This is a genomic window from Luteolibacter sp., from assembly GCF_058122085.1.
In genome coordinates this window covers 1-15,115 of sequence record NZ_JBIKBQ010000003.1, presented here as the reverse complement: position 1 = coordinate 15,115, position 15,115 = coordinate 1, and the positions used below count along the sequence as shown (strand labels likewise).

The window sequence follows — 15,115 nt, the reverse complement described above, 5'->3', positions numbered from 1 at the left end:
CTAGGCGGCGGGCGATTGGTCGAGACGGCGGCGATAGCTTTCCACGGCATGTGTCCAAGTGACATGGATTCCTTCCGCCGGACGCAGCCAGACGGCGCGGTGCATCATGAGCATCGCGGGGGCGGCGTAAAGCAATTCGGAAAGTTCGGCTTTGGTCAGGCTGGCGGGGCCCTCGCCGAGGCAGCGGGCGGCCAGCGCTTCTTCAGCAGCCGTCAGGTCGGAATGCTCCAGCAGGGAGACGTGGACGCCGTTGACATAAGGATCGACGACTGCGGCGACGACGCCGCGGCGGGCATCGGTGGACGCGTCGAGCGCGGGATCGACGGCGGCGGTGGCGTTGTCGGCTAGGCGGATGACGGAGGGCGGATTGAGCTCTTCGGGAGTGGCGAGGATTTTCCGTTTCAGCAGGGCGCGGCCGTAGCGGGAGCGGCTGGTCCAGACGGAGACGGGGGCCGAGAGCAGCAACCCGAGCAAAATCGGGGTCATCCAGAGGGCGAAGGCGTATTTGGAAGTGAAGTCGCCGGGGTTTTTCGAATGGTAGCCGATGTTGATGGCGACGGCGGTCCAGGCCAGCCCGAGAATCGTCTGCGGCGCATGGAAGCGGAACGCGTCGCCCCACGCGGTGCCGTCGGTTTCGCGGTTTTGATTTCCCCAGCCGACCGCGCGGCCGAGGATGATGCTCAGGACCATCAGCGAGTGGGCGAGCATGATGCAGGGCGCGAGCAGCATGGAGACGATGGTTTCCATGGTTGCTCCGATCATGATCCGGAAGGTGCCGCCGAAGGAGCGGCGGATGCTTGGCGTTAGGATCGCGGCGGTGACCGCGAGGATTTTCGGCAGGAACAACAGCGCGAAAATGACGGCGGTGAGGATGATGCTCTGTTGGATCCCGTCGATGTGGAACCAGCGGGCGGCGTAGCTTTCGAAGGGAAGCTGGCTGAGTTCGCTGGAATAGCGGTCCCAGGCGATCCAGGTGCCGAGGGCGAGAAACAGAAACCACAGCGGGCTGCCGAGGTAGGCCATGATGCCCATGAAGAGGTGCATTCTGACGGAAAACGGCAGCTTGCGGGCGAAGATGAGCCACATGTGCTGGAGGTTTCCCTGACACCAGCGGCGGTCGCGGATGAGGTGGTCCACCAGCGTGGGAGGGGCTTCCTCGTAGGTGCCCTCGATGTCCCAGGCGAGCCAGACTTCCCAGCCTTGGCTGACCATCAGCGCGGCCTCGACGAAGTCGTGGCTGAGGATGCGCCCGCCGAAGGGCTCGCGGCCGGGCAGGGCGGGGAGCTCGCAGAATTCGGAAAACGGCTTTACGCGGATGAGCGCGTTGTGCCCCCAGTAGCTGCCGCCGCTGAGCTGCCAGAAGTTGAGCCCGCGGATGAAGAGCGGGCCGTAAAGCCGCATCGCGAACTGTTGGAGGCGGGTGAAAATCGAGGAGCCGCGGATCAGTTTCGGTGCGGTCTGGAGAATCCCGAGCCGCGGATAGGCCTCCATGATGCGGGTCATCGTGACGATGTCGGCGCCGTCCATCAGGCTGTCCGCGTCGAGCACGAGCATCGCTTCGTAGTCGCCGCCCCAGGTGCGGACGAAGTCGCCGATGTTGCCGGCCTTGCGGTTCTCGTTGGTCTTGCGGCGGCGGTAATAGATGCGGCCGAACGCGTCGAGACGCCGGCAAAGGTTGGTCCACGAGGTTTCCTCCATCACCCAGAGGTCGAGGTCGCGGGTGTCGCTGAGGATGAAGAAATCGAACGACTCCAGGTTTCCGGCGGCCTCGATGGACCGATAGATGGCCTCGATGCGGGCGCAGACGCGGACGCTGTCCTCGTTGTAAACCGGGATGACCACCGCGTGGCGCTTGGCGAGCGGGCCGGTTTTCCCCTCGGCGAGCTTGCTGATCCTGACCGAGCGCTTGCGGCCTAGCAGCATGTCGAACGCGCCGAAAATCGCGTGGAACGAGCCGAGGACGAGCAGGCCGTTGAGGACCACGAAAATGGCCAGCAGGGGGAAGTGGGCCTTTTGAAACTGCATCCGATAAAACAGGTCCGTCAGCCAGAGGGTGGCGAGGATGTTGACGACGAGCACGCTGCCGAAGAAAACCGTGCGTCGCAGGACCGTCCGGAAACGGCCGAAAAACGGCTTGGCGGAATCGCGGGTGGTTAGCTCGGTGTTTTCCATCAGTCCAAAAGGGTGAACCACACGGTGACGACGATCAGCAGCAGGAGCAGGCCGACAAACATGATCCGGACGATCGGCTTGCGGTCCATCGTTTCCCACCATTGGGCGGCACCGCTGCCGATGACGTTGAATTCAAGAGGGCGGGGGACCATGGTCAGCTGGGCGAAGCGCGGGCCGGCGGCGAGGTAGGACTTTTTCATCGCCTCGACGAACTCGGCGGGCCACGGCGCGGGCGTTAGGAAAACGCCTTGCCACTGGTCCGGCATGCCGGCGAGCAGCAGCGCGAGGCGGCCGCGGGCGGCGAGGCGGCGGTTTTCCAACGGCACATCGAGCACGTCCTGCGTCCAGTTGGCGACTTCGCTCAAGGCTTCCTCCATCGCCAGCAGGCGGGCGGGTTTTTCCGGTTCGTTGGACCGCCGGGCGGAGGCGCGCCAGAGAATTCCGCGGACCAGTTCGGCGACGAGCAGGCGGTTTCTCAGGCGCAGTGCTTGCAGGTAGGCCTCGACGGCGGCGTAGGCCTCTTCCCACTCATTGAGCTCGCCCTCGCTGAGCGGGCGCAAGGTGTTCAAGGAGTGATGCGATGGACCCATGTTTCGGTGAGGAAATTTTCTCCGCGTTTGAGGCAGCAACGAAGTTCGACCGGGCCGATGTCAGCGAGCTTTCCGCCTTCGGCGGCAGGCGCGATTTGGAAGGCGACGCGCCAGCGGGCGTTCGGGATGGGCTGGATCGTGATGCCTTGGATTTTGACTTTTTCCGCGCCGGCCCCAGTGGCCTGGACGAGCGGGGTGAGCGGGATTTCGCCTTGCTGGTTGAGGGCGTTGCCGGAGAATTCGACGACCATGGTGCGTTGCTCGGGCTGCCAGTCATGCACGCCCGTGCGGGTGGCCACGACGTGGCCGTCGGCCATCGACGGGTCTTCGTCCATGGTCCAATGCTGGCGGTAGGCGAACTCGATGCGGTCGCCGGGTTGAGGTGTCCGTGCCGGTTCCCACATCGCCACGGTGTTGTCGGATAGTTCGTTGGTGGTGGGGATTTCCATCAACATCACGCGGCCCGGACCCCAGTCGGAGGTCGGCTCGATCCAGAGCGAGGGCCGGAGCTGATAGTCCGCCTCGCCGTCCTCGTAGGCGGAGAAACGGCGGTCGCGCTGCAGGAGGCCGAAACCGTCGCATTTTTCCATGTCGAAGAAGCTGAACTCGAGCTTGCCGGTGTCGTTGGAGATCGGGCGCCACAGCCGCTCGCCGGTGCCGGTGCGGATGGCGAGGCCGTCGGAGTCATGGACTTCCGGGCGGAAGTCGTCGAAGCGGCGGCGCGAGTTTTCGCCGAACCAGAACATGCTCGACATCGGGGCGATGCCGAGGCGCTGCACTGCTTTGCGGGCGAAAAGAACGGCTTTGACGTCAACGAGCGTCTTGTTGCCCGGCGCGATCTTGAATTGATAGGCACCCGAGTAGGACGGGCCGTCCAGCAGTGCGTAAACCGTGGCCTGGGTGCTGTTTTCATCGGGTTTGCGCAGCCAGAATTCCCTGAAATTCGGAAACTCCTCGGCGACGCCGTCGGCTCCTGTATTCACGGCGATGCCGCGCGAGGAGATGCCGTAGCGTTGGTTTTTGCCGAGCGCCCGCCAGTAGCTCGCTCCTTGGAACGCGATGAGTTCGTCGAAAATGTCCGGGTTGTTCAGCGGCGCGTGCAGGCGGAATCCGGCGAAGCCGCCCTCGGCGGGCAGGTCGCCGTGCTTGTTGATGAGTGGGCCGTAATTGAAAAACGCCTCGGCCAGACGGATCTTCTGTTGGTGGCTGCTGGTGAACTCGTTAAGCGTCACCGGCTCGCGATACAAGTAGCCGGGATGGAAGAACATCGCGCGGAACGGCAGTTTCTCCGCGGCCCACAGGGCTTGGTTCGGGTTGAAGCGGATGTCGCGGTATTGATCGTAGGTCAGCTCGTTCATCCAAGCCGGCAGGCTGTCGAGGCTGGGAGCGACGTAGGGCTTGTTGGCGAGGTCCCGAGCGCGACTTTGGATACTTTCGAATCCGACATCCTCGCGTTCCCAAGTCTGGCACAAAGCGGAGGAGGTCAAAGTTGCAAACGTCGCGAGCAGAATAAGTTTCCTTAGCACAACAGGGTCATAGGGTGGGGATAGCCCGCCCGTCAAGAATCGTGATTTGGAAATGTTTCATGAAATTAGACTTTCGAATCCAGCCGGGTGGCGTGATAGGTCAGAATCCCGTCGAAATCGACGACCTCCGGGTCCGCGACCTGCCGCTCGGGGTCGAAATCGAGGAAAAACCGGTCCACCCGGAATCCACAATCCGCCAGTAGCGCGATCAGTTCCGGGTGCTCGATCCAGCGGATGGTTTGGCGGGAACGGTGGGTCTGGGGAGGATTTCCGGTGAGGGAATAGCGGTGCTCGCGCTCGACGAGTTGGCGGCGGCGGTCCAGACGGTGGCGGGTTTCCAGCAGTCCCTCCCGGCCGTCCGGCAAGGTGACGCGGTGGTCCTCATACCATTGGTTTTCCGGGAGGTCGCCCAGCAGCTCGGCGTAGGGCATGAAAACCGTGAGGTAGAGTCCGCCGTGGTTTTCGAGGAGGCCGTGCCAGTGGCGGAGCGTCGCTGCGGGATCGCTTGCGAGTTGCAGGGTGAACGCCGGGGCCAGCAGGGAGGAGAATTTCCGGCCGTCGTCCCAGACCGACATGTCGCCCTCGTGGACCACCGGCTGGATTGCTAATTTCCGGGCTCGGGTATTTCCCTGCTCCAGCATGTCGCGCGAGAGTTCGAGGCCTTCCACGTCCAGCCCCATTTGGACCAGCGGGAACATCAGCCGCCCCGAGCCCGAGCCGATCTCAAGCGCCGGACCCGGATGTTTTTCGAGAAACGTCGCCATCAACGCCACCTCGGAGCCGTCGTCCTCGGCTTCCCAGAAGGCGTCGTGCAGCTCGGCTTCGAGAGACAGATAGGGCTGGGACATCTGATCTCCTCAAATCTCCGCCGCGGACGGCGGTTGCGATTTCCCGCGCAGCTTGAGGTTGAGCAGCTCGACGAGCAGCGAGAACGCCATCGAGAAATAGATGTAGCCTTTCGGAATGTGGAAGTGCATCGCCTCCGCCATCAACGCCGTGCCGATGAGAATCAGGAACGACAGCGCGAGCATTTTTACCGACGGGTGACGCGAGACGAAACTGCTGATCGCGCCGGACGCCAGCATCATCACGCCGATGGAAATCATCACAGCCACCATCATCAGCGAGACGCGTGTCGGGTCGTTGACCATGCCCACGGCGGTGATCACCGAGTCGAGCGAGAAGATGATGTCGATCATCGCGATCTGCACCAGCACCGCGCCGAAGCTGGCTTTCGCCTTGCTGGTCATGGTCTCTTCCTGGTGACCTTCCAGGTTGTGGTGGATTTCCTTGGTGGACTTCCAGATGAGGAAAAACCCGCCGCCTAGCAGGATTAGGTCCTTCCACGAGAACCCGAGCATGCCGCCGTGCTCGGCGGCTTTCGGCATCATGTCCCACAGCGTCGGGTGGACGGGGATTTCGAAAATCGCGGTTTGCAGGCTCATGATCCAGGTGATCGAAAGCAGCAGGACCATTCGCGCGCCCATCGCCAGGCTCAGGCCGATCAAGCGGCCCTTTGCCCGCTGCTCTTCGGGCAGGCGGTCCACGAGGATGGAAATGAAGACGATGTTGTCGATGCCGAGGACGATTTCCAACAAGGTCAGTGTCAGCAGCGCGCCCCAGGCTTGGGGATCGGCGAGCCAGTTGAATTCAAGAAGGGAGGCGATGATCATAATGAGGCGAATTCCAGAGCGCGTTGTTTCATCTGGTTCGCCATCAGAGTCAAGGCATTGGCGCGGGTCGGCGCGAGATGTTCTTTCAAACCGGTGCGGTCGATGAAGCCCATGTCTGCGGTGAGGATGTCGTCCGGCGTCTCGTCGCCGAGCACCCGGACGAACAGCGCGATCATGCCCTTGGTGATGAGCGAATCCGAATCCGCCGAGAAACGGACTTTTCCGCCCTCGAACGCGGCGTCGATCCAGACCTGCGACTGGCAGCCCTTGATCAGGTGCGCGGGCGTCTTCGCGGCCTCGGCCATCGGCGCGAGCTTTTTCCCGAGGCTGATGACGTATTCATAACGCTCCGTCCAATCCTGAAAAAGGGCGAGCTCCTCCAAAAGGTTCTCCTGCTTGTCTGCGATGCTCATGCGGCGGAATTGATACGCGGGATGAAAACGCGGGCAAGCTTGATCAAGTCGCCGGCGCGAGTCTCTGGAGCAGCAGCGCGGAAACGAAGGCGAGGGGAGGGACGAACAGGCAGGCGGCCGTGAAAGGCAGCGTCCCCGTCATGGCCAGAGAGGGGAGGCTGAGAGGCAACAGCGCCATCCAGTCGATGAGCGGTATTCCGGCAAGCAGTCTGGAAACGTGCCGGGACACCGGTTTTCTCCAGACGCTCAGGCTGAGGACTGTCCACAGGCAGTAGGGGAAAAGGCCCGCAAGCATGAAGAGCACGGAACCGACGCGCCATTGATAGACCGCGTAAGAAACGGCGGTGGCCGCGGTGACGAAAAGGATTCGCGCGAGATTGGAAATGCTGGCGGGTGGATTTGGCAACGCCTCGTATCTGGCGCTCAGGGAAAGACCCGCGATGTGACAAAACAAGCCCAGCGCGCAGGCACCGATCATTCCCGAATAGGGCGGAAAAAACGCGGAGTCCGCTAGGATTTCAAACAGCTGTCCCGTCGGCAATCGCAGGCTGAGCCAGTCACCCTGCCCCGGGAAGACCGTGGAAAATCCGACGGCGCCCATCACCGGCAACAGCGCGCGGCACAAGCCCATCGCGACGACCGCCCAAGGGCTGCGTTTATGCCAGTAGGTGTAAATCACGACCATACAGAGGATCACCACCGCCACGGCCGCGCTCGCCGGACTCGTCACGGCGCTGAGAAAGATCCCGCCCGCGGCGCAAACCGCCGCCACGCCCAGATAGAGGCCCGGCGGAAACAAGCCGCGCGGCAGTGCCCGCTCCGGGCGGCTTTTCAAGTCCCACGCCCGGTCCATCCAGTCGTTGAGGAAATTTCCCGACACGTAGAGCAATACCCCGGCCAGCGCCAGACGGGCAGCGGCGGACCAAGGATGTGAAAACGAACACCAGCCTCCCAGATAGCCGGCAATCGCCACGCCCAGCCAGACGTTGCCCACCACGCTAGGGATGTTCGCCACCCGGGCGGTGGACAGCAGCGCGTGGATCTTTCCGGAGCGGTTCATCGGCCCGCAGCATGGGGGAAACCGGCGGAACCGCCAAAAGGAAATCTCCCGATATTTTGCTTCAGCCGGCAGGGCAGGATATGCGGAGTGCAAGGCGCTTGGCGGGTAGTTCCACCTCCTTCATCAGCCGATAGTCCTCCCGTCACCTGAACCAGAAACACCATCATGAAACAATCCATCACCTCGCTCGGCGCATTCGGCCTGCTTAGCTCGTTCGTCTTCGCCGGCTCCCCGGCTGCCGTCGCACCCGCCAGCGACGGCTTCGGCCAAGCCCGCCGCCCGATCAGCAACCCGACGCTTTTCGACCTCGCGCTGCCCACCACCAACCTCCATCCGATCTTCGTCTATCACAGCCTGCCGGATCATGTCAGCAGCACTCTCGGAAAACTGCCAGTCGGCGGGGACGTTGAGGTTTACGCGGTCCAATTCGAATACGCTCTCAACGACCGCCTCTCGATCGTCGCCTCCAAGGACGGTTACGTGGACATGAATCCGGACGACACCCTCAGCGAGGAAAGCGGCTTCGCCAACCTCGGCGCGGGTCTGAAATACGCGTTCATCCTCGATCCGGTCGCGCAAACCGCTTTGAGCGGCACGATGTCCTTCGAGCTTCCCATCGGAAACAGCGACGTCTTCCAAGGCGAGGGCGACGGCGCCGTGAACCTGATGGTTTCCGGACTCAAACTCGTCGATAACTGGCAGTTCGCCGGTGGCCTCGGATTTCAAATCCCATTCTCCGGCGAGCAGTCCACCGAGGGCTGGCTCAGCGCGCATGTCAGCTATGAGCTTTGCAAATGGTTCATTCCGCTCGTCGAAGTGAACTGGTTCCACGTCCTCGATTCGGGGAACGGCGCTGGCAACTATCCGAGCCAAGCCGGCGGCGCGGTGCCTGCCGTCCTCACCTTCGAAGGCGGGGATTTCTTCAATCTGGGAGCATCGAACTCGGATGAAAACCGCGACTTCGTCTCGGCCGCCATCGGTTTCCGTTCGCGTCTCTCCGATTCCGTCGATGTCGGCGCCGCCTATGAAATCCCGCTGACCAACGAGGATAACAGCTTGATGGAAAGCCGCGTCACCGTCGATCTGGTCTGGAAATTCTGATCTTTTTGTTCGGTTGTTGTGTTATGCCCGGAGCGGATCACCGCTTCGGGCTTTTTGTTCGACGCCGTCTGCCCGGCCGTCTAGAAAATGACCCATGAGCAAAATCTCTATCGTTCTCATCGCCATCGTCGGGCTGGTCGTTGTCCTCGGCCTGTCGGCTGTCGGCACTTATAACGGACTTGTCGGAAAGCAGCAGGGCGTCGATGCCGCCTGGGCGCAGGTCCTCAACCAGTATCAGCGGCGCGCGGACTTGGTGCCGAATCTGGTCAAGACCGTCGAGGGTTCCGCCAATTTCGAGAAATCCACGCTCGAGAGCGTGGTCAACGCCCGCGCCTCGGTCGGACGGGTGACCATCGACCCGAGCAAGGCTCCGGTCGATGCCGCCACGCTGCAGAAATTCCAGGAAGCGCAGGGGCAGTTCAGCAGCGCCTTGAGCCGCTTGCTGGTGGTGGCGGAGAACTATCCGGACCTGAAGGCGAGCGCCGGATTCCGTGACTTGCAGGCGCAGATGGAAGGCACCGAGAACCGCATCGCCGTCGAGCGCGGCCGTTTCAACGAGGTGGTGATGGGATACAACACCAGCATCCGCCGGTTCCCGACCTTGATTTTCGCCGGAATGTTCGGCTTCCACCCGAAGCCCTATTTTCAATCCGACGCCGGAGCCGAGAAGGCGCCCGAGGTGAAATTCGACTTCGGCAACGGCCGATGAGACGACTGCTCGCCTGTTCCGCGGTCCTGCTGGCCTGGCTTTGCGGCCTCGTCCCGGATGCCCGCGCGGCCGCTCCGCTGCCCGCCAGTCCGACGCCGCATTACATCCTCGACGACGCGCGCTGGCTGGGTCCTGCCGCGTTCCAGTCGCTGGACGCGAAACTGCAGGCCTTCGAGGGCGAAACCTCGTCGCAGATCGTGGTCGCGATTTTCCCGCAAATTCCCGAGGGCGAGGAGCTGTTCGATTTCAGCCAGCGGCTCTATCAGACATGGAAACCCGGCCAGAAGGGCAAGGACAACGGCGCGATTTTCCTGGTCTTCGCCGCCGACCGCAAGATGCGGATCCACACCGGCTACGGACTGGAAGGCGTGCTGCCGGACGCGCGCTGCAAGCAGATCATCGAGGACGTCGTCGCGCCGCAACTCCGCCAGGGAAACCGCGAGGCCGCCATCAACGCCGGGGTCGATGCGATGATCGCCGCCGCCAAGGGCGAATACCAAGGCACAGGCGGCACGCAGCTTGACCGTGCCGAGGAGCATCCCGGTCCGGGTTTGATTCTCTTCATTCTCATCGTCCTCGTTATTCTAACGATCAAATTCCGCCGCTTGTCCGACGTCGTTTACAGCGAGACCGGATCGATGCGCAGCGGCGGCGGTTGGAGCGGGGGTGGCTGGTCCGGCGGAGGCGGCAGCTCGGGTGGCGGGTTTTCCGGCGGTGGCGGCAGAAGCGGCGGCGGGGGTGCCAGCGGCGGCTGGTGAAACAAGACAACAAGATGAAATCCTTTCTGACAAACGAAGAAGAGGCCTCGCTGGTCGAGGCGATCCGCGAGCAGGAAGCGCGCACCAGCGCGGAGATCCGGGTTTGCGTTAGCTACAAGCTCCTCTGGAACCACGAGCGCTACGCCTGGCGGAAATTCGAGGAAGTCGGCATGCGCGACACCCGCCAGCGCAACGCGGTGCTCATCGTGATGATGCCGCGCACCCGGAAAATCGTGATTGTCGGCGACAGCGGCGTCAACGTGGTGGTACCTCCCGGTTACTGGAAGGACGCGGTCGCCGCGATGGTCCGGCAGATGCACGACGCCGGCCCGCTTGAAGCGCTGCGCGAAGGACTCCGCCGCCTGGGAGACACCCTAGCCGTTCACTGGCCGCGCGAAGCGGATGACCGGAACGAGCTGCCGGATCAGATTTTGAAATGAGTTTATCGCGGTGGCAGCGACTCCATAATCCCCTCGCAGCCGTCTTTCAAAAGCTCGATGACGTGGTCGAACCCGCGCTGGCCGCCGTAGTAGGGATCCGGCACGCGGAGGTCGTCGTGGCGGCGGCAGAAACTCACGAAGGGCTCGATTTTCGCGTGCGGGTTCCCGCCCGCTTCGAGCCGCCGGACGTCGGATAGATTCGTCTCGTCCATCGTCACGATCAGGTCGAAATCCTCCAGATCCGCGCTTTGGATTTGTCTGGCACGGCCTTCGACGGTGAACCCGTGCCTGCCGAGCGACTCGGACATCCGCGAGTCCGGCGGCGATCCGGCGTGGTGCCCGATGGTGCCCGCGGAATCGATTTCAAACTCCTCCGCGCGCCCGCGGTCAGCCACTTGCTTGCGGAAGATGATCTCGGCCGCCGGCGAGCGGCAGATGTTGCCGAGGCAGACGAAAAGAATCCGATAGGGGCGGCGCATGGCGGTGGTCAGTTGCCGAATGGCAGTTCGTCGGAAATCCGGGTGGTTTCCTCCTTGATCCGCTCGCGGGCGGTTTCGAGGTAGTGCGGGTCCAGCTCGATGCCGGTGAAGTTTGCCAAACCCTGACGATGCGCGGCGATGGCCGAGGTGCCGATGCCGAGAAACGGATCGAGCAGGCGGGTCGCAGGGCCCTTGCCGTGGATGCGGATGCATTGCTCGACGAGAGCGACCGGAAAAGTCGCGGGGTGGGGGCGGTCCTTGTCGCGCGACTGGATGGTCTCGTAGGGGATAAACCAGGTGTTTCCCCGGCAGCGCAGGTCCTCGCCGCCGGTGTGGCCCCAGCGGGCGATGTTGGATTTGTAAACGTAAGGCACCCCGGCGGCGCGGCGGTCGAGCTCGACGCCGCCGGTTTTCGTCAGGTGGAAGACATACTCGTGGCAGTCGTTGACGAAGCGCTTCGAGTTGATCGGCTTGAAATGCCCGGCGCTGATCTGGTCGTTGGCGCGGGTCTCGATGGTGATGGATTTCACCCAGTGGAAGGTGTTCTGGAGGGTGAAGAGCGGATCCGCCCCGTCCGTTAGCGCGAGGATCAGCTGGTGGGGCAGCAGAGGATTCGCCGGGGCCGCGCCGACGTTGAGGAAGAACGACGCGTCATCCGCCATCACCCGCTTCACCTCGGCGGCCCATTGCCGGCACCAGCCGAGGAACTCCTCGCGCGGCGCGGTGTCCTTGAAACTCTTGTAGGCGATGCCGAGATTATACGGCGGGGAGGTGACGACGAGGTCGAAGGAGGACGCCGGAAGTGTTGGAAGGGTCTGCAGGCAGTCGCCATTAAGAAGATACACGGACGGGCGTTTACGCGGCAATCGCGCATCGGTCAATCCTTGTAGGCTGAAATGGTCGTCAGGAAGATATGAAGTCTGGTTCAAAGGTGAGAGGGTCGGGCCTCATCGACTCGGGGAAACCTCATATCATCCACGAGGCGTATTTACCAAGGCGGTTGGCTGACGAAGCTTGGTTCCAGAGCGACTTCATCGTAATAGCGGTGGAATACCGGACACGCCGAACCGGACATCGGGGGCACCAGCCAAGACCAGTCGCCGGGCACGGTCCGTCCGGATTTTTCTTCGATCTTGATGTGTCGCATGAATTGGGAGGACGCCGTGTGGTGGTCGACGATGGTAACGCCTGCTTCATGGAAGGAGTGCAGCACGGCGGTGTTGAGTTCCACGAGTGCTCTGTCTTTCCACAAGTTCCGGGGTGAGCGCAGGTCGAGTCCCATGCCTTTGGCGATGCCTGGCAGTTGGTTGTAGCGGTTCTCATCCCCTAAGTTCCTTGAGGCGATCTCGGTAGCCATGTAATGGCCGCTAAAAGGAGCTGCGGTGAAGCGCCAGCCTCCTCCGATGAGCGCCATGTCGGAAATGACCGGCACGGCATGCCACTTGAGTCCCAATGCCGCGAACCATGAGAGGTCGGGGTGGGAGATCGGCACTTCCATCACGGAGTCGCGAGGAAGTGGATAAAATCGGCAGGTGTCACCGGGGACGTCGATCACCAGAGGTAGCAGGTCGAAATGGCTGCGCTCCCGGGGCGGGCGCCAACCCATCGCAATCACTTTGAGGGTGAATTCCAATTGTTCGGGATCACCCGTGATCGTGCCGTTGCTTTCGCGGTAGCCCGCGTATCGGACGAGTTGTCGGTTCCAAATCCGGATGCCCGGCTCCCCTTCCTGGGCAGGTGGGAATACGGTGATTGCGGAACGGACTTTTCCGCCGTTGGTTGCAAGGCGAAGGTGTGCGACGCAGGCGTCGAAGATGTCATCGGGATTTGCGGTCGTTCGCGCGTCTATCACCTCAAGTTTCTTCCAGAACAGACGGCCGATGCAGCGCGCGCTGTTTCTCCACGCGGTTCTTGCCATCATGGCAAGCTCATGTTCGGGCATGGGTTGGGTTAGGTCCTGAATGCATGAAGAGGGCGACATGGGGCGATGGTGCATGATTACGATTTCGAATCTAGCTGTAAAATCCGCGAATTCTATTGGAATGGGCGGGGGGGGCCGCGATTCGCTGGCATTACTTTATGGTGCTTTGTGACTCCTTGAAATGCAAATTTTGCATTTCAAGGGAGGGTTTCCGAAATGAAAACTGGACATCCGTTGGTAAATCAGCATATCTTAAGTGTCACAAGGATATGAAATTAATCGATTACGAAAGTGAAGGGGGCGTGGTGGTCAGTGAGCCTGCGTCGGCGTATAGGGAAAAGCCGGTGGCCTTGAGCAGTCATACCTTGGACACGGCCAGTTGCTTGTTTGGGACGATGGATCTCGTTCTTTGCCATCTGCGGGCGTCAAAATTGAATCTCAGCAGCCTTCATCTGCTGATGATCCTGTATCCCTTGGAGAACCGGCGTATAAAGCTGAATGCTCTGGCGGCCAGGATGGGTCTTACCTGTGCCGGAATCACCAAGGTCGCCGACTCGCTCGATGAGATAGGTTTCACTTTTCGTTCAGTGGTCCCGGGCGACCGCCGCTCGATCTTCATGAATTTAACAGATGAAGGCGCTGCGTTTGCCGAATCGATCGAAGAGTCGCTGGTCTCATGCATCCGCGAGGGGCTCGGGATTGGCTCTGGCGGTTTTTTCAGGGACATCCGGTGTGAGAGTCTGCCTGAGGCAAATTAATTCTTACCCCTGGTGTTTCCGTGACTTGCACCAATAAAATTTTGTAGGGCGCATTCAAGTGGCCAACGCAATTTGGTGATTCTGGCAAACACGCACTGAAATCACCCCGCTCGGTGCCGCTTTCAACACCACGGCCAACGAGTCGATCCTCGCCGGTCAGACGTCCGCCGTCTCCGCGGCGCGGAGCACGGCGGGCAACTGCCGATGGCAGGGCTGATCGTCGGCGGTCTGCTTCTGCGCCGCCGCGCGTCGTGCAAGACGGTTGCTTGAGTCTGAGTTTCTAATCTCGTCTTTTTCCCAGCTCACAAGACGCGCCGCCGCCGCAGGCAGAGGGCGAGTGCTCCCCATGAAAGCGCCATCACGCCCGGCTCCGGGATCGCGATGGCGTTCCAGGCGAGACCGAAGGCTTCGCTGCTCACGCTGCCAGTGGTGTCGTAGATCATGCCGGGGAAGCTGACCTTGAGACCGTAGCGGCCGGCGTCGATGGCATCGAAGCGCAGAAACTCGGTGTTGTTATAGAGACTCATCGACTCGCCGATCTTGGTGGCGAAGTGCCCCTGGTCGTCGAGCTACCAGACTTGCAGGTTCAAGTCGGAGAGTGGAGGTCGGCGCCGGTGTCGGTCGTCGAGGTGAAGTCCCGCACCGAGAATCAGTTGAGTGCGACGTTGAGGGTCATCTCGGTGGTGAACGGGGAGGCGAAGACGTATTCCAAGGTGGAGCCCAGAGGGATGGTGGCGGAATCCCAGCCGACCGCGTCGATGGCCCCGCCGACACTTTCGGCCAGGTCGCGGGTGCCGAAGAGATAGACTGTGGCCGCGGTGGAGAGGTTCATCGCTCCGGCTCCGGTGGTGAGGTCGAGCGCCTGGGTGGTGACGTTGAAGGCGTTCTGGCCGTTGTTCCAGCCCTCGGTCTTGTCGGCTCCGGCCATCAGCACGGACTTGATGACGCGGGTGTCGAAGGCGACCGGGGTGGCGTTGAGGTTGAGGAAGGGATCGGTTTTTGCCACGTCCTTGAGCAAGGCGATGCCGCCAGCGACGAGGGGCGCGGAGTAGCTGGTGCCGTCCATGTTGGTGAAATATCGATCGGTGGGGGAGGGTGTTTGCACCCATCCCGCGAGAGCCGTGCTGGCGCCGATGGTCCCGCTGTCTCCCAGATAAGCGGCGAGGAGCAGGCGCTCGCCGGGGGCGGCGATGTCCACCGCGGCGCGCACGCCGGTGTAGAGAGTGCCGCCTTGGTCCATCGGATTGTAAAAATCCGTCTTACCGCCGGAAGAGAAGCCGGACGGGGTGAGGAACGAGCTGCCGCCAAGCGAACCCACCGAGATGTTGTTATACCCCGCGGCGGGTGAGGAGACCGCCGTGGAGCTGCCGCCATTACCGGCGGATGCGACGAAGGCGACGGTCGGGTTCTGGCGCGCGAGGCCGTCGATGGCAAGCGACTCGCCCGAAGTGGCGGACGGGTCGCTACCGCCCCAGCTGCCACGGCGGATTTTTGCACGGGTCATCGGCGGGGTGA

At 62.2% G+C, this 15,115-nt stretch carries 17 protein-coding genes; 5 read left to right on the top strand and 12 right to left on the bottom strand.

Annotated elements, in window-relative coordinates; genetic code table 11:
• The 7 genes from mdoH to AC4DF4_RS00830 all read right to left on the bottom strand — a co-directional run bounded on the left by mdoH (nucleotide 1) and on the right by AC4DF4_RS00830 (nucleotide 7,434).
• Nucleotides 1–2,172: a glucans biosynthesis glucosyltransferase MdoH gene (gene mdoH / locus AC4DF4_RS00860; RefSeq protein ID WP_490046215.1), complete on the bottom strand. Its 2,172-nt coding sequence runs from the start codon at nucleotides 2,170–2,172 to the stop codon at nucleotides 1–3.
• Nucleotides 2,172–2,741 carry a hypothetical protein gene (locus AC4DF4_RS00855; protein ID WP_490046214.1) on the bottom strand — a complete coding sequence of 190 codons (570 nt, stop codon included), beginning with the start codon at nucleotides 2,739–2,741 and terminating at the stop codon, nucleotides 2,172–2,174. Before AC4DF4_RS00855 ends, mdoH begins: the two co-directional genes overlap by 1 nt.
• A complete protein-coding gene (locus AC4DF4_RS00850; protein WP_490046213.1) occupies nucleotides 2,738–4,249 on the bottom strand; it encodes an OpgD/OpgG family glucan biosynthesis protein in 1,512 nt (503 codons plus the stop codon). Before AC4DF4_RS00850 ends, AC4DF4_RS00855 begins: the two co-directional genes overlap by 4 nt.
• Before the next feature lie 104 nt (nucleotides 4,250–4,353).
• Entirely contained in the window at nucleotides 4,354–5,136 is a 783-nt protein-coding gene (locus AC4DF4_RS00845; protein WP_490046212.1) for a class I SAM-dependent methyltransferase, read from the bottom strand.
• A gap of 9 nt (nucleotides 5,137–5,145) precedes the next feature.
• Complete coding sequence (locus tag AC4DF4_RS00840) at nucleotides 5,146–5,961, bottom strand: TerC family protein (RefSeq protein WP_490046211.1); 816 nt, start codon at nucleotides 5,959–5,961, stop codon at nucleotides 5,146–5,148.
• Nucleotides 5,958–6,374: a SufE family protein gene (locus AC4DF4_RS00835; RefSeq protein ID WP_490046210.1), complete on the bottom strand. Its 417-nt coding sequence runs from the start codon at nucleotides 6,372–6,374 to the stop codon at nucleotides 5,958–5,960. The genes AC4DF4_RS00840 and AC4DF4_RS00835 overlap by 4 nt, the downstream gene beginning before the upstream one ends.
• A gap of 43 nt (nucleotides 6,375–6,417) precedes the next feature.
• The gene (locus AC4DF4_RS00830) at nucleotides 6,418–7,434 is read right to left on the bottom strand and encodes a UbiA family prenyltransferase (protein WP_490046209.1); all 1,017 of its coding nucleotides are present in this window, start codon (nucleotides 7,432–7,434) and stop codon (nucleotides 6,418–6,420) included.
• A 165-nt stretch (nucleotides 7,435–7,599) separates the two neighbouring features.
• On the opposite strand from AC4DF4_RS00830, the gene AC4DF4_RS00825 reads away from it, so the two are divergent.
• The 4 genes from AC4DF4_RS00825 to AC4DF4_RS00810 all read left to right on the top strand — a co-directional run bounded on the left by AC4DF4_RS00825 (nucleotide 7,600) and on the right by AC4DF4_RS00810 (nucleotide 10,442).
• Nucleotides 7,600–8,535 carry a hypothetical protein gene (locus AC4DF4_RS00825; RefSeq protein WP_490046208.1) on the top strand — a complete coding sequence of 312 codons (936 nt, stop codon included), beginning with the start codon at nucleotides 7,600–7,602 and terminating at the stop codon, nucleotides 8,533–8,535.
• Nucleotides 8,536–8,629: 94 nt separating this feature from the next.
• Nucleotides 8,630–9,244 (top strand): LemA family protein, encoded by a 615-nt coding sequence (locus tag AC4DF4_RS00820; protein WP_490046207.1) that lies wholly within the window; start codon nucleotides 8,630–8,632, stop codon nucleotides 9,242–9,244.
• Nucleotides 9,241–10,002, top strand: coding sequence for a TPM domain-containing protein (locus tag AC4DF4_RS00815; RefSeq protein WP_490046206.1), 762 nt, complete (start codon nucleotides 9,241–9,243; stop codon nucleotides 10,000–10,002). The genes AC4DF4_RS00820 and AC4DF4_RS00815 overlap by 4 nt, the downstream gene beginning before the upstream one ends.
• A 14-nt stretch (nucleotides 10,003–10,016) precedes the next feature.
• Nucleotides 10,017–10,442: a TPM domain-containing protein gene (locus AC4DF4_RS00810; RefSeq protein ID WP_490046205.1), complete on the top strand. Its 426-nt coding sequence runs from the start codon at nucleotides 10,017–10,019 to the stop codon at nucleotides 10,440–10,442.
• A 2-nt stretch (nucleotides 10,443–10,444) separates the two neighbouring features.
• Here the strand turns inward: AC4DF4_RS00810 and AC4DF4_RS00805 are convergent, their stop codons facing one another.
• The 3 genes from AC4DF4_RS00805 to AC4DF4_RS00795 all read right to left on the bottom strand — a co-directional run bounded on the left by AC4DF4_RS00805 (nucleotide 10,445) and on the right by AC4DF4_RS00795 (nucleotide 12,863).
• Nucleotides 10,445–10,921 (bottom strand): low molecular weight protein-tyrosine-phosphatase, encoded by a 477-nt coding sequence (locus tag AC4DF4_RS00805; protein ID WP_490046204.1) that lies wholly within the window; start codon nucleotides 10,919–10,921, stop codon nucleotides 10,445–10,447.
• A gap of 8 nt (nucleotides 10,922–10,929) precedes the next feature.
• A complete protein-coding gene (locus AC4DF4_RS00800; RefSeq protein WP_490046203.1) occupies nucleotides 10,930–11,766 on the bottom strand; it encodes a DNA-methyltransferase in 837 nt (278 codons plus the stop codon).
• Between the two features lie 143 nt (nucleotides 11,767–11,909).
• Nucleotides 11,910–12,863, bottom strand: coding sequence for a nitric oxide synthase oxygenase (locus AC4DF4_RS00795; protein WP_490046202.1), 954 nt, complete (start codon nucleotides 12,861–12,863; stop codon nucleotides 11,910–11,912).
• A 248-nt stretch (nucleotides 12,864–13,111) separates the two neighbouring features.
• On the opposite strand from AC4DF4_RS00795, the gene AC4DF4_RS00790 reads away from it, so the two are divergent.
• Nucleotides 13,112–13,600 (top strand): MarR family transcriptional regulator, encoded by a 489-nt coding sequence (locus AC4DF4_RS00790; RefSeq protein ID WP_490046201.1) that lies wholly within the window; start codon nucleotides 13,112–13,114, stop codon nucleotides 13,598–13,600.
• A 302-nt stretch (nucleotides 13,601–13,902) separates the two neighbouring features.
• Here AC4DF4_RS00790 and AC4DF4_RS00785 read toward each other — a convergent pair whose 3' ends face one another.
• The gene (locus tag AC4DF4_RS00785; RefSeq protein WP_490046200.1) at nucleotides 13,903–14,127 is read right to left on the bottom strand and encodes a hypothetical protein; all 225 of its coding nucleotides are present in this window, start codon (nucleotides 14,125–14,127) and stop codon (nucleotides 13,903–13,905) included.
• A gap of 122 nt (nucleotides 14,128–14,249) precedes the next feature.
• The coding region (locus tag AC4DF4_RS00780; RefSeq protein WP_490046199.1) for a S8 family serine peptidase at nucleotides 14,250–15,115 on the bottom strand (866 nt) is incomplete at its 5' end.

Coding starts and splice junctions, on each gene's coding strand:
- AC4DF4_RS00835 (WP_490046210.1), bottom strand. CDS start 6,374: ATGAGCATCGCAGACAAGCAGGAGAACCTTTTGGAGGAGCTCGCCCTT.
- AC4DF4_RS00825 (WP_490046208.1), top strand. CDS start 7,600: ATGAAACAATCCATCACCTCGCTCGGCGCATTCGGCCTGCTTAGCTCG.
- AC4DF4_RS00820 (WP_490046207.1), top strand. CDS start 8,630: ATGAGCAAAATCTCTATCGTTCTCATCGCCATCGTCGGGCTGGTCGTT.
- AC4DF4_RS00785 (WP_490046200.1), bottom strand. CDS start 14,127: ATGAGTCTCTATAACAACACCGAGTTTCTGCGCTTCGATGCCATCGAC.
- AC4DF4_RS00790 (WP_490046201.1), top strand. CDS start 13,112: ATGAAATTAATCGATTACGAAAGTGAAGGGGGCGTGGTGGTCAGTGAG.
- AC4DF4_RS00805 (WP_490046204.1), bottom strand. CDS start 10,921: ATGCGCCGCCCCTATCGGATTCTTTTCGTCTGCCTCGGCAACATCTGC.
- AC4DF4_RS00815 (WP_490046206.1), top strand. CDS start 9,241: ATGAGACGACTGCTCGCCTGTTCCGCGGTCCTGCTGGCCTGGCTTTGC.
- mdoH (WP_490046215.1), bottom strand. CDS start 2,172: ATGGAAAACACCGAGCTAACCACCCGCGATTCCGCCAAGCCGTTTTTC.
- AC4DF4_RS00830 (WP_490046209.1), bottom strand. CDS start 7,434: ATGAACCGCTCCGGAAAGATCCACGCGCTGCTGTCCACCGCCCGGGTG.
- AC4DF4_RS00810 (WP_490046205.1), top strand. CDS start 10,017: ATGAAATCCTTTCTGACAAACGAAGAAGAGGCCTCGCTGGTCGAGGCG.
- AC4DF4_RS00840 (WP_490046211.1), bottom strand. CDS start 5,961: ATGATCATCGCCTCCCTTCTTGAATTCAACTGGCTCGCCGATCCCCAA.
- AC4DF4_RS00795 (WP_490046202.1), bottom strand. CDS start 12,863: ATGCCCGAACATGAGCTTGCCATGATGGCAAGAACCGCGTGGAGAAAC.
- AC4DF4_RS00845 (WP_490046212.1), bottom strand. CDS start 5,136: ATGTCCCAGCCCTATCTGTCTCTCGAAGCCGAGCTGCACGACGCCTTC.